Source organism: Nocardia sp. NPDC050799, assembly GCF_040654015.1.
GTDB lineage: Bacteria > Actinomycetota > Actinomycetes > Mycobacteriales > Mycobacteriaceae > Nocardia.
This window is the reverse complement of record NZ_JBFAHF010000039.1, coordinates 1-13,125: the sequence shown is the minus strand read 5'-3', so window position 1 is coordinate 13,125 and position 13,125 is coordinate 1. Positions and strand designations below refer to the sequence as shown.

The 13,125-nt window shown below is 67.2% G+C and carries 12 protein-coding genes; all 12 read left to right on the top strand.

What is annotated here, in order from left to right:
- Nucleotides 1-17 precede the first annotated feature (17 nt).
- On the top strand, nucleotides 18-1,439 hold the full coding sequence (locus tag AB0H42_RS29850; protein WP_357062187.1) for a PPE domain-containing protein: 1,422 nt from the start codon (nucleotides 18-20) through the stop codon (nucleotides 1,437-1,439).
- A 35-nt stretch (nucleotides 1,440-1,474) separates the two neighbouring features.
- A complete protein-coding gene (locus tag AB0H42_RS29845; RefSeq protein ID WP_357062185.1) occupies nucleotides 1,475-1,915 on the top strand; it encodes a hypothetical protein in 441 nt (146 codons plus the stop codon).
- A 50-nt stretch (nucleotides 1,916-1,965) separates the two neighbouring features.
- Entirely contained in the window at nucleotides 1,966-2,265 is a 300-nt protein-coding gene (locus AB0H42_RS29840) for a hypothetical protein (protein ID WP_357062182.1), read from the top strand.
- 34 nt (nucleotides 2,266-2,299) lie between these two features.
- Entirely contained in the window at nucleotides 2,300-3,166 is an 867-nt protein-coding gene (locus AB0H42_RS29835) for an ESX secretion-associated protein EspG (protein ID WP_357062179.1), read from the top strand.
- A 30-nt stretch (nucleotides 3,167-3,196) separates the two neighbouring features.
- A complete protein-coding gene (locus tag AB0H42_RS29830) occupies nucleotides 3,197-4,915 on the top strand; it encodes a MinD/ParA family protein (RefSeq protein ID WP_357062177.1) in 1,719 nt (572 codons plus the stop codon).
- Nucleotides 4,912-6,450, top strand: a complete 1,539-nt coding sequence (eccD, locus tag AB0H42_RS29825; protein WP_357062175.1) for a type VII secretion integral membrane protein EccD — start codon at nucleotides 4,912-4,914, stop codon at nucleotides 6,448-6,450. The genes AB0H42_RS29830 and eccD overlap by 4 nt, the downstream gene beginning before the upstream one ends.
- The gene (gene mycP / locus AB0H42_RS29820) at nucleotides 6,450-7,814 is read left to right on the top strand and encodes a type VII secretion-associated serine protease mycosin (protein WP_357062172.1); all 1,365 of its coding nucleotides are present in this window, start codon (nucleotides 6,450-6,452) and stop codon (nucleotides 7,812-7,814) included. The genes eccD and mycP overlap by 1 nt, the downstream gene beginning before the upstream one ends.
- On the top strand, nucleotides 7,811-9,538 hold the full coding sequence (gene eccE, locus AB0H42_RS29815) for a type VII secretion protein EccE (protein ID WP_357062170.1): 1,728 nt from the start codon (nucleotides 7,811-7,813) through the stop codon (nucleotides 9,536-9,538). The genes mycP and eccE overlap by 4 nt, the downstream gene beginning before the upstream one ends.
- Before the next feature lie 23 nt (nucleotides 9,539-9,561).
- On the top strand, nucleotides 9,562-9,909 hold the full coding sequence (locus AB0H42_RS29810) for a helix-turn-helix transcriptional regulator (RefSeq protein ID WP_030525335.1): 348 nt from the start codon (nucleotides 9,562-9,564) through the stop codon (nucleotides 9,907-9,909).
- 108 nt (nucleotides 9,910-10,017) lie between these two features.
- Entirely contained in the window at nucleotides 10,018-11,148 is a 1,131-nt protein-coding gene (locus AB0H42_RS29805; protein WP_357062167.1) for a discoidin domain-containing protein, read from the top strand.
- 28 nt (nucleotides 11,149-11,176) lie between these two features.
- On the top strand, nucleotides 11,177-12,043 hold the full coding sequence (locus AB0H42_RS29800; RefSeq protein WP_357062166.1) for a zinc ribbon domain-containing protein: 867 nt from the start codon (nucleotides 11,177-11,179) through the stop codon (nucleotides 12,041-12,043).
- Nucleotides 12,044-12,249: 206 nt separating this feature from the next.
- Nucleotides 12,250-13,125, top strand: an 876-nt coding sequence (locus AB0H42_RS29795; RefSeq protein ID WP_357062164.1) for an NAD-glutamate dehydrogenase domain-containing protein, incomplete at its 3' end; no start/stop codon positions are given.

The following is a 13,125-nucleotide window of genomic DNA, read 5'->3' as shown; positions in this document are numbered from 1 at the left end:
TTCGGAGCAGGAATGCTATGCCGTTCTTCGAATATTTTGCCCTGGAGCCGCTGCAGAATCGAGATCTGATCGATTCCGGGGCCGGGGCGGCGCCACTGACCAGAGCTTCCCAGGCCTACAGTGCGATCGACAGTGCGCTCGAAATGACGGCGGCCAATACGGACGGCCTGATCCAGAACATGCGCGCCGCGTGGCCCAGCGGAGTGAGTTCCCAGCGCGCGCAGGCGGCATTCGGTAAGCACAACCAGTGGGTGCGTGAACAGGCAGGACACGCTGGACAGGTCGCCAGGCTGGCCGATCAAGGGGCGCAGCTGCACAACAGCGCCCTCGCGGCGATGCCGTCGCGGTTCGAGATCGAGGCCGCCATGGCGCAGCTGGCCGCCTCGGCTGCCCTGATGGCGTCCTCCGGCACGGTCGCCTCCGCGGGAGCCGGACCTGCCTCCGCCGCCGCCCTTCTGGTTTTCGCGGGCGCGACCGCGTGGCACGCCATGGCGGAGCTCGAGTACAACCGACTCAAGATCCAGGCCGCCGCGACGATGATGGGCTATGAAATAGGAGCTCTGGGTCTGCTCGTCGATATGGTCGGGGTGGCGAGCACGCTCACGCCACCTCCCCCGATCGTCGTACCGGGCCCTGGTTCGGTCCCGCCGGTGGGGCACGATCCGGTGACCCCGCTGAAGGATCTGATCACCAAGGGCCCCGACAGCCCGCACTACCCCGGAGACAAGCCCACGACGACGACCACCGATACTCCGCAGCACACCGGCAACGGGACCGAATCCGGAGGCGATTCGAATCCGGGTGGCTCGGACTCCGGTGGTCCGGACTCGGGGAGCGGTGGGGACGGAACGGATCCGGGGTCGTCGGGACCGGAGCAGTCGCTCACCGATCCTCAGCAGCCGATCGGATCCGAATCCGTACTCGATTCGGGGTCTACCGGCTACGGCACGGAGTCGTCGTATTCGAGTCCGCTGCCGGGTGTTTCCGCGGGTTCGTCGACGCTTATCGCCCTCGGTGGCGGCGGTGCGCTGGTCGGCTTCGGAATGGCCGGTGGGGGTATCGGTTCCATGTCGGGCGCGGCAACGGGCTTCCGGTTGCCCGGCAACTGGAATCCCGCGTCGGGCACCGCTTTCGGCGCCGCCAACCCCGCCACGGCCCCGTCGGCCCCGGTCCGCGGTGCGGCGAGGCGGGTATCGGCACCGACCGCGCGAATGCGGCGGCGTCGCCGGGACGAGGAGACTCGAACGGGGAAGGTTTTCACCCCCGGCGAGCAATTGGAGGCTCCGGAGCTGGCGCTGCCGCCGGTGATCGGTGTCATCGAATATCAAGACGACGAGGTCGATAACGACTCGCTCGCCGACTCCTCACTCGTGGGAGTACTGGATCGGCTCGATGAAGAGACCGAAGACGGACAATGGATACAACGCCCGGTGAGTTGACCGGGGTACGCTGAAGTATTGGAAGGAAGCACATCATGGCTGCAAGCGCCGTTCCCAGCTGGCCCGGAAGTCAGCCGGGAGTAACTGAGGCAAGTGAAGAAGCCCTGTTGAATTTCGTCAAACAGTCGGACGGGCCGGCCCAGAGGCATCAGGCTCTGCTCGGAAAACTCAAGGCTGTGCAGTCGGAGCTGGTCGGCGCCTTCAAGGGGCGGGCCGGCGATGCGGTCAACAACAGTTTCACCGAAACGGTCAAGGCCGGCGACGCAGTCGCGCGGTTCCATGAGCAGATCGTCGAGGGCATCGTCAATGCGAATTCGCAGTTCGCTCAGCAAGACGCCGATGCGCTCAATGCGGTGATGAGCAGGATGAATTCCGGCCTCGACTCGATTGGTGCCGGCGGTGTCGACGGTCAGGTCAATTCCTCTGGTGTGGCTCAATATATGATCGCCAACCCCAAGGTCAATACAGAGTTCTGATCCTCTGTCACGTAACACATTATTTATTCATACCGGAAAGGTTGAATTAGATGAGCAAGCCTATCCTTACCAATAATGGTGTAATCGACACCAATATGGAAATGGTGCAAGCCATTATCGCAGATATGGAAGAAAATCTGGTAGACCTCACGCGAATCAAAGATGCATTGATGACCGCCTTTAATGGTAAAGGCGCTGATAGCTATTATGGCACGGCGCAGGAGCTGGAGAAGCGGCTCGACGCCTATAGGGGCACCATCACGCAACTGAAGGGAGCGACCTCCGGTGCCGCCCAGATGATCGCTGATGCGGATACGAACGTCGCCAAACTGTTCGAGGGCTACGTGTGAGGAGGCGAGTGCCGAATTGACCGACCACGCGTCGATGAGCGCAGCATCGGCGGCGGTGGAATCCGACGATCCGGTCTCGGTGGATCTGAATGTCGATGCCGCCCTTGTCCTGAAGGACATGGTCGGCATCGACACTTTTCCGCTGGTTCTGGCGATCATGCCGAATATCTACCGGATCTCCGACCGCGATCGGGTCCGGGCCGCCGTCGTGGAACAGCTCGCCGCCGGCGGAATCATCTCCGACGGCGAGGTGAATCCGGTGCTGGCCGGGTGGTTGCGGTGCCTCGAACGACCGGATACCGAGCTGGCCATCCGAGTCCTCGACAACGGACGCGGTGGCGAGATTCCGACCATGCTGCGTGCATCCCTGGTACGCCGTGGGGAGCGACATGTACTCGCCGTGCGCTGTGACGACGAAGTTGTGATCCAGTCGGTTTTCCACCAGGGCCGGCAGCTGGACACGCTCACCGCGGCACTGGAAACGGTCCTCGGTGACTACCCGGCACTGGATTTCGAGCCGTTCACCCGGTCCGACAGCGACCTCGAGGAGTTTGATCCGCCGCAGGACGCGGACGGAGTCAGGGCGGGTCTCCGTGATCTGGGCGCCACACCCCGGACCGCGAACGTGCTCACCCGGGCCTTGGGCGAGATCGTTCGTCAGGCAGAAGTCCTCATGATCGAACACAGGGACGGCGGGCCTGAAACACCTGACTTCAAAATCTGTATGCATGTGCTGGATACGTTTTCGGGGCGGTTCGTGATCACACCGAGCGTCACGTTGGACGGCCGGACCCGGTCGACCTTCCGTCCGGGCGACCACGCTGCCCTGCACAGTGGTATCAACACTCTGGCCGAGCTGCTGCCCGGCCGTAGCTGGTTCGATACCGCACGTACCGGTTGACGTTCCAGTGCTGGATGAGAGGACGGTGAGATGAACCGGGCACCGACAACGAACGGCGACGCGACCGCCGCGCTCGCCAAAGGCGGTTACGACGCCTACTTCGCGCAGCTCGACGAACATCCCGGTAGTGGAGCGGCCACGGCCGCGAGCACTTCCGGCCCTCCTGAAATCTCATCCGCGGCCGCTGGGCCCGGGCCGACCACAGCACCGGAATCGGGGACCGATCAGATGAGTTCGGCCGTACCGCACCCTCCGGTGCCGGGGTCGTCGACCGAATCGCCATCGGCCGGTGCCCCGCAGGCCGCGGTCGCGCCGCCACCGCCCACCGGCCCCCCACCCGAGGCGCCCGCTGTGGACGACGGCGAACTCGCTGACCTGCGACAGCGCGCGGCCACGGCGCACCAGCAGGCGGCCGCCGAAGAACAGCAGGCCATCGCACGCCGGCAGCAGCAGGGTGCCCAGGGCGTAGCGGCGCCGCCCCCCGCCGGCCCCCCGGTCGCGTCGCCGGAACAGAGTGCGGGCGCGTCGGACACCTGGACGTCACCGCCGGTCGCGGGGCCATCTCCGGCCGCGCCGCCGTACACCGCTCCCACGCAATCCGCGCCTACGAGCGGATACTCCACCACCCCTGCCGGGTACGCCGGGTCACAGCAGTCCTACGCCGGCTACTCCCCGGTCCCGGGCGCCCAAGCGGCGGCTCCGCAGCAGGCCGCCGACGCATCCCGGGTGCCGGACCGGATCCACCGACCGGCCTATGAGGGCACCGGGCGTATCGAGGTGCTTCCGCCCGCCCTGGCCTCCGCGGAACTACTCGCCGAGATCGCCGCGGTACGCCAGGCACATCTGCGTTCGAACAAGGGTGTCCGTGGCGCCCTGAACAAGGTCGGTTTCAACCTCGGCCTCTCACCGGCCGAACAGGAGGCCGAGAACCGGCGCACCCGGATCCGCCGTCAACTCACCGCGCCGTATCAGATCGCGGTGGTGAGCGTGAAGGGCGGCGTCGGCCGGACCACGACTGCCGCCGGGCTCGGATCCACCTTCGCCAAGCTGCGGCCGGACCGGGTGATCGCCATCGACGCGAACCCGGATTTCGGTGATCTGTCCAGTCGCACCACACGTCACCAGTTCGGTCTGACCCTGCGTGATCTCGCGCAGGCCGGCGGCCGCCTGGACTCGTTCTCGGCCGTGCACTCCTACACGGCCGTCAATACGGCCGACCTCGCAGTGGTGGCGTCGCCATGGAGTACGGACGCGGGGGAGGCGCTGACCGGTGCCGAATATCAGAGCGGTGTGGAAATTCTGCGTCGCCATTACAATCTGCTCGTGGTCGACTGTGGAACCGGTGTGCTCGATTCGTCGACCAACACTGTGCTGCGTACCAGTGACGCGGTGGTGGTCGTGACACCCGCGACCGTCGGCGGGGTGACCGGAGCCGTCGCGACCCTGAACTGGTTGAGTTCGCACGGCTTCGATCATCTGATCGCTGCCTCCATGGTGGCCATCGTGCGGCAGCATCCCGTGAAACCCACGGTCGACATCGAGGCCATCGAGAAGCTGTTCGCCTCGGCGCAACGTCCCACCGTTCAGATCCCGTTCGATCCCCATCTCGCCGAAGGCGGCGAGATCGATCTGCGCATGTTGGACAGGGAGACCGCGTTGGCCTTCGAGAACCTGGCGGCCGGCCTGGCCGACGACTTCCCCGGTTATGTCGCGGAGCCCTCCGGCGGCGACCGCGGAGGTATGCGGTGACGTCTGTGCAGACGGCGCCGGCCGCTCCGTCCGGCGACGCCGCACCTGCGGAGGTGGCGCGGGCGCGTATCGCTGTCATGGTCGCCACCTACCAGGTGGATGTGGTCGTGCCGACCAAGTTCACCGTCGAGACCTTCATCGACGACCTGGTCGCGGTACTCGCCAATGCGATCGGTGACGAGGAGGTCGATTTCACTCCGCCCCACGGCCAGTGGAGTCTGGCGCGGCCGGGCGAACCGCCGATTCCGCGCTGGCGCAGTCTCGGTGACCACGACATCGTCGACGGGACGGTGCTCATGCTGGCACCGGTGGAGTCGTCGGAGGTCTTCACCCCGGTCGTCGAGGACATCACCGATGCGCTGGCACTGATCAACGAACGTGAATTCGCCGAGTTCGATGCCGATACCGCCGCGATCGTGGGGTTGGGTGTCTTCGGTGCCGGAGCGGTCGGGCTGGCGACCATGCTGTCGTGGGCATGGACCCAGTCCGGTTCGCTGCTGTGGTGTGGATTGCCCGCGCTGCTGCTCGGCGCGCTGTGCTGGGCGGCAGCGGTGGCGATCCGCGGTAGTGGTGCGGCCCGCCGGATTTCGCTGGGCGCGGGACTGGCCGCGATCCCGCTGCTCTTCGCGGGTAGCGCCATGCTGGTGCCCCCCGCCTACGGCGAGCCGGGGCCCTTCGCGCCGGCCAATCTCGTGGCCGGCGCGGTCGTCACCGCTGTTGCCGCCATGGCCATGATGCGGTTGACGGGCAGTGGTATCGCCACCCTGATGAGCATTGCCGTGCTCGGCATCGTGGTGACCGCCATCGTGCTGCCGCTGGCCTACTTCGACCTGGTGACTCGCCAGGTGGCGGGCGCCGCGGTCTTCGTGGGGCTGATATTGCTCACCACGGCGCCCCGTATCGCCGTGGTGATCGCCAAGATCCGCCCTCCCGATCTGCCCGACCCGGGCAACGAGGTGAACCCGGCCACCCTGACCGATCTCTTCGACGCGGAAACCCACCGCGATGTGGAGCAGGATGCCTCGGTTGCCGCGGCTGCCGAGGAGTCCCGCCGCACCGCGGAGGCGGGCATCGAGAGCCGGGCGCGGCTCGCGGTCACCAGCCTGCGGGGTCTCATCGTGGCCGTTTCCGGGTTGCTGTCGGTGGCCACGGTGATCTGCGCGGCGGTCAGCCCGGGCGGAATCCGGGAGATCGTGATGGCAGCCGCGGTGGCCGGGATCCTGGCCATGCGATCCCGGTGGTACCCCGATCGTGTTCAGGCGATCGCCCTGGTGCTCGGGTCCGCGGTCACCGTGCTCGGTGTGGCGGCCGTACTCGTGACCGCGTACGAGACATCGTTCGCGCGGGTCGTCGTCGTGCTGGTGGTCGCGCTGATCGCATGCGGCGCGCTGGCCGCGGCGCTGCGCCTGCCCGGAAAGCGGCTGACTCCCGTCACCCGCCGGATCACCGACCTCATCGAGTACGCGCTGATCCTCATCGTGCCGGTGATCGCCTTCTGGATCATGGGTGTGTACACCGCCATGCGAGGGATCTGATGGCGCTTCGCCTGAGCAGGGCTGCCGCGGCAGCCCTGGCTGCTGTCCTGCTGGGCGCAACGGCTGCGCCCGCGGCAGCCCTGGTGCCGCCAGAGGTGGTGGTCGGGGTGGCCCCGCCGGACGGTCCACCGGCCCCGGAAGTGCCAACCAAGCAGGAGAGCACCTGCCTGTCGACCGGCGTCCTGAAAGATACGGACGTCTCCCGGACACCGCCGTCGGAATTGGCCCTGAACCTGGCCGACGCCCGGCCCCTCAGTCGTGGTCTCGGGGTCACCGTCGCCGTAGTGGATACCGGCGTCTCCCCGCATCCGCGGCTGCCCAATGTGGTGGCCGGCGGTGACTATGTCGCGGGCGGCGGCGACGGACTCCAGGACTGCGATGCGCACGGCACCCTGATCGCCGGGATAATCGGCGCCACGGCCGATCCCGCGGATGGATTCACCGGTGTGGCGCCGGACGCACGTATCATTTCTATTCGCTATCGGTCCGAGTCGTTCCGGCCGGAGCGCAGTATAGGTGATGAGCGGGCGCGGATGGCACTGGAAGTGCGGACCCTGTCCCGCGCGATCACCCATGCGGCGAATCTCGGCGCGGGCATCATCGCGGTTCCGCTGCCGGTGTGCCTGCCGGCGGATTCGGGCGTAGATCTGGGCGTCTTGGCCGAGGCGGTCGGCTACGCCGTGCACACGCGGGGGTCACTCATCGTGGCCGGGGCCGGAAATGCCAACAGCATGGGCTGTTCCCAGAATCCGGGCTTCGATCCCGGACGGCCCGGCGACCCGCGGAATTGGAAGTACGTCAAAACGGCGTCGCTTCCGGGGGTTTTCGGCGAGTCCGTGCTGACGGTGGGATACACGACCGCCTACGGTGGGGCCACCGATCAATCCCTGCTGGGTCCCTGGGTATCCGTGGCGGCGCCCGGCACCGGCATCGAATCGCTGGGGCCGGGATCGATCGGCCTGATCAACGGCATCGGGCCACCCGACAAACTCGTCCCTGTCGCTGGTTCCTCCTTCGCCGCGGCGTATACCGCCGGGGTCGCGGCGCTGGTGCGCTCGCGATACCCGAACGAAACCCCCGCGCAGATCACCGCCCGGCTCACCGCGAGCGCGCACGCCCCGGCGCGCGGTATCGACAACGAGGTGGGTGCGGGCTTCATCGATCCGGTGGCGGCGCTCAGCTACCGGACGCCACCCGAACCTCCGGAGGGCCTGTTCCAGGCCGGTGATCTGGAGTTGCCGCCGCCGCCCCGGCCACCGGACGCCAAACCCGGTATCACCGCGGCGATCGTGATCATCGCGGCGGTGCTGATCGGCGCGGCGACAACCTACGGCGTGAACTCGTGGCGGAGGCAGCGGCAGTGACGATTACCGCGGAACGGGCCGTCCGTGCCCCGGACCGCCGGGTCGCCGGGGTGGAACGCGGCCCGTTCGCAGTGATGGCGATCGGAGGCAGTGTGGTGATGGCCGGATTGTCCTCGTATCTACCGCTGTGGGGTGCCGCATCGATCGTCGCCGGGTTGCTGCTCACGGTGGTCGTACGGATCCGGGGCCGGACGCCGGTGCGATGGTTCATCGATTGGCTCGACTTCCGGACCGGTAGATCGGGCCGGGCGAAACTGCTCACCGCGCCGCTTCCGGTACGCGATATCGATGTCGCCGCCGGACTCTGCGGTATCGCGGAGGACGGCGACGTGCTCGTCGCCATGATCCAGCTGGCGCCGAACCTCGACCTGCCGACGGTGATCGCCGAACAGACCATCTACACCGAGGACACCGTCTCGGTGGAGAGCCTGCTACCGATGCTCGACCATTACGGCATCGGTATCGACATCGATATCGTGACCACCGGTCAACGGGTGCGGGCGGCCGGCAGCTACAGCATGCTCTACGACCAGCTGATCGGGTCCCATCCCGTGGTCGGAAACCGGCTGACCTGGCTGGTTCTCCGGTTGGACCAGGAACGCAATCTACGAGCTCTGGCCAAACGTGGACCGTGTGCGGTGGTGGCGCCGCGCACCCTGGCCACTGCGGCGCACCGGATCGCGGGCCGGTTGCGGGAGCGGGGCGTGGCGGCCCATCCGCTCCCGGCGGCGGCCCTGCTGGAGGCGACCCGGTTGCTGCACACCGGTGCGGAGCTCGGTGATCTGACCGAACAGTGGGACCGCCTGAAGACCTCGGTGCCCGGACGTTTCGTCACGAGTTTCGGTATCGACTGGACACAGCTCGACGATTCCGGCCTGGACGACTGCTGGACCTGGAACAGCGGGCGCACCACGCTCGTGGTCAGCCTTTCCGGGGCGGACCGGCCCAGGGCCGTCGTACGCTACATCGGCCCGGCCATGACCGAAGCGCTGCCCGATTATCTACGCCGATTGCCCGGCCGTCAGTCGGTGGCGCTCCGGTCGACCCTGCCCACCGGAATCTCGCTGCGTGAGTTGACCCGGGACGAGAACACCGTCGAGGAGGCGCCCGAGGAGTTGAGTGCGGGGCTCGCCGTCCCGATCGGACCCAACGGTCAGATTCTGGGCGCGATCAGCGGTCAGACGCGCCATCAGCTCGCCATGCCGCTCTTCGATCCCGCCCCCTACAATCCGCGTCGCCGCACGGTCGATGTGCAGGCGATGCTCCCCATCGCGCAGCAGTTGGTGCTGCGCGCGACCGTGGTCGGTGCCGATATCGAGGTCCACACCAGCCGGCCGCAGCGCTGGCAGCATCTGGTGAGCGCGGTCGGCGACGCCAGATCGCTGCGATTGGTCGAGGAAGGTGACGAGGAGCCGGGCGCGGGCGCCACCATCACGGTCTTCGACCAACTGCCGCCGCAGGCGTCCGCGGCGCCGACCACCGTCTCGATCAGCGACCCGGGCAGCCCGCGTCGCGGGTCGGTGGATCTGTCGATCGAACAGGTCGGCGAAGCACAGCTGGATGTACGGATCCCGATGCGCACCGTCCGGGTGAACCTGGTAGAACCACGCGGCGAGACCCGCTATCTCGATCACAGCGATCGACCGCCGACGGTGGCCCCGCCGTACGGTAATTCCGAACGGACCGTCCCGGTGACCCGGCCTCAGGGATATCCGGCCCGGTGAGTAGGACAGAGCAGGTAATCTCGATGACCGTGGTAGCGGATCCCGAATTTGACAGTGGCAGATTCGACAACCCGGACGGTGCGCAGGAGCAGACACCACGGCAGGCCGCCGCGGCGATCTTCTCCAGCCGACTGTCGGAACTGATCGCCGAATCTGTCGTGTCCACCGAAGACGGCTCGACCCGTGGGCTGACCTTGTATTCGCTTGCCCAGCACCTGGAACTCGCCTATCCGGATGTACCGGTCTCGCAGTCCGGTCTGTACCGGTTGATCCACGGCGACGCCATCCCCCGACTGGACCTGATCATCGCGCTGGCGCGGGTGTTCGATGTACCGCCCGAATATTTCGTGACGGCGGAGAAGACTCGCTGAGCCGGGTCGCGGAGAACGCTGCGCGGGCGGTTCGCGTGACCCGATCGGGTTCCCAATGGTGGGAGTGATGGCGTCGTGCGCGGGTTCATAGCCGATACCATTCCGGCTATGCCCGATGCGGATTCCGGAGACGTATTTCTCCGCAATCGAGGTGCGATTCTGGATGCGCTGCTGTCGGATCCGGCTTTCGGGCTCACGGGGAACGCGCCCGAAGCGGCGTCCCCCGCGCCCGAAGTGGCGCCGGTTTCCAGCCCGGCTGCTCCCGAAATCGCCTTCGACGAATCGCTACTCGCCCCGGCCCCCCGGGCGCGTGCGGCGTCGGCTCCTATCGACGAGACTCCACCGCCGGTGGGGGTCCGCTCGACTCCGGTCGAACCCGATTCCGATCCCGCGGTATCGCGGCCGCGTCGATCGACGGCCGGACCTTCGGCGAGCGAGCGGATCAACGCGCTGCTCAGTGGACAGTTGCCCGATACCCGGGGCTCGTCGTTTGCCTCGGACAATGCCGAGCGGGTGTCGGATCGGTTGAACTCGACGGCCCCGCCCGAGGCCGAGGCCCAGCGGGCGGCCGACCCCGAACCTGCCCGTCCCGAACGGCAGTCCCCGCAGGAAATGGCCCGCGAGGTCGTCGAGCAGCTGCGCAAACCGCGGGTCGCGCTGGCGGTCGCGGCGGTGGTCGCGCTGCTGATCGTGGTGCTGCTGGTGGTGACGGGGGGCAAGGAGGAGGCGGACACCCAGCCGCTGGCCGTCACTCCGGCGCCCACTCAGCCGGTGCCCCAGCCCACCGCGCCGTCCGGCGGCGGCACCATCGAACCGGAGTCGGCGGAGTCGAAGTGCCCGGCCGGCGGCACCGACGGTATGGACGCTTTCTCCGGCGAACCCGATAAGGCCTGGTCGTGCCCCCGCGCGTACAAGATCGACGGGCAGGTGCTGCGGATCGATCTGGGCAAGAAGTACGAGATCGACTCGATCGCCATCGTGCCCGGCTGGGACCATGTGGGCACCGACGGCACCGATCAGTGGACGAAATTCCGCACCGTCAGCCGTGTCTCCTACCAGTTGAACGACGACGACAAGACCACCTACACCCAGGAGACGCTGGATCAGCGGTCGCTGGTGGTGACGCAGATCGAGCCGCCGATCGAAGCGTCGGAGATCACGCTCACCGTATTGAAATCCAGTGGCGACACATCGGCCAACACCGTGGCCATCTCCTCGATCGTCATCACCGGGCAGTGAGGCCGGTCATGGCAGATGGAGCGCGGCGATGACGGTGCGATGCCAATACTGCGGTCATTCCGCGGCCGCCGGGGTCTCGGCGTGTACGAATTGCGGTGCGCCTCTGCCCGTACCACCGGCCGGGCACGACCGTCCCGCGGCGCCGGTGGCCCAGCACGGTATGGCAGCCGGACATCTGGCCGAGATGAGCGGCTGGTCCGGGGCGCAGGCGATACCGGATAGGCACGGGCACCACGGCAATCACGGGAAGGCCGAGCCGGAGCATCGGGACCCCGAGCACCATGAGCACACTCGGCACGACCGGCACCCGCACGGGGTGCTCGGATTCCTCCGTTCCCATCTGGTCGACGAAGCGGAAACCGTAGTCAGGAAACACCACCCGAAATGGCAATGGCGCGCGGCCGGCGGGATAGCGGTGGCGGTTCTGCTGGTGCTCGCTTTTCTGATGGTGAAATCCTGCACGCTGGCAGGTCCGCCGCTCACCGGGCCGTCGGGTTTCGGTGGGGGAGGCCCCGTTGCGGCGACCGACGCCGTATCGGCCCTGCCCGGGCCGTTGCGCACCGCGTCCTGCCGTCCGCACGACGAGACCGACGGTGTCCAGAGCTGCGTACTCGACGCCGGGAGCCCGTTGTTGATGGGGGAGATCACCGGGGGGCGTCAGCTGGCGTTCCAGGTGCAGACCGCCGCGCCCGGTGCTCTGGTCCAGGCGGTGGCGCAGTGGCGCTCCGCCGGTGGCATCGTCGTGTCCGACGGTGAGGTGTTCGCGGCGATCAGCGCCTCCGCGGCGATCTGGTACGCCGACACGCAGTCGGGCCTGCGGGTGGACACCGGTGCTTTCACCGACAGCGCGGGCGCGCGTACCTTTCTGATCCGGTCCGGGTTGCTGCATCCGTAGTGCGGCCATCCAGCGGCCGTGTCGTGGCGAACATCTCATCGGTGTGCTTTCTTCCCGGCGCGCCGATTCCGGTGACTGTTTACACACGCGTAACGTACCGCTATACAACGGCACATTAGACGCGTAGAGTGCCTGGTGAAGAAGTTCGAAACCGAAGCGGAAAGGCGCGGATCACGGTGACGACAATGCAGGACACAGTTTCGCCGATGCGATTCCGGATTGATCCGGACGAACTGGGGTCGGCGCGTTTCCGGACCGCGCTGTACCGCACGGCCGAGGCGCCGCCGGGTGAGTGGCGATTCACGCTCTACGCCGCGGGCGAGGGTGTTTCGCTGAGCCGGGTTCTCCCGGTGCTGCACAGCCTCGGCGTCGAGGTCGTGGACGAACGGCCCTATCAGCTGGAATCCGACGGTGACCGTTCGGACTGGATCTACGACTTCCGCTTACGCGTGGTCTCGGCCGTGCTACGGACCCAATTGGACCCCGAGCTGGAGGCCGACCTCGATCAGCCCGAAAGCCCCGGCGCCCAGGGAATCGCACAGAGATTCACCGCGGCATTCGAAGCCATGTGGTTCGGTGTCGCCGAGGTCGATACGCTCAACGAATTGATTCTGCGGGCCGGCCTGCACTGGCGTCAGGTCGTGGTGCTGCGTGCCTACGCGAAATATCTGAAGCAGGCCGGATTCTCCTACGGCGCCGCCGGTATCACCCGGGTGCTGCTGGCCAATCCGGATATGTCCCGCGGATTCGTGCGCCTGTTCGAGGCGTATTTCGATCCGGACGGCGACGCCGATTCGGCCGCGGGTATCGCGGAATGGCTGGAAGCCGAAATCGACGCGGTGGTCAGCCTCGACACCGACCGGGTGCTGCGCGCGGTGCTCGATGTGGTCACCGCGACCCTGCGCACGAACTACTTCCGGCGCGACGGCGAGGGCGAACCGCCCGCGCACCTCTCCCTCAAATTCGATCCGCAGTCCATCACCCTGTTGCCGCAGCCGCGGCCGAAGTACGAGATCTTCGTGTATTCGCCGCGGGTGGAGGGTGTGCATCTGCGGTTCGGTGCGGTGGCGCGTGGTGGTTTG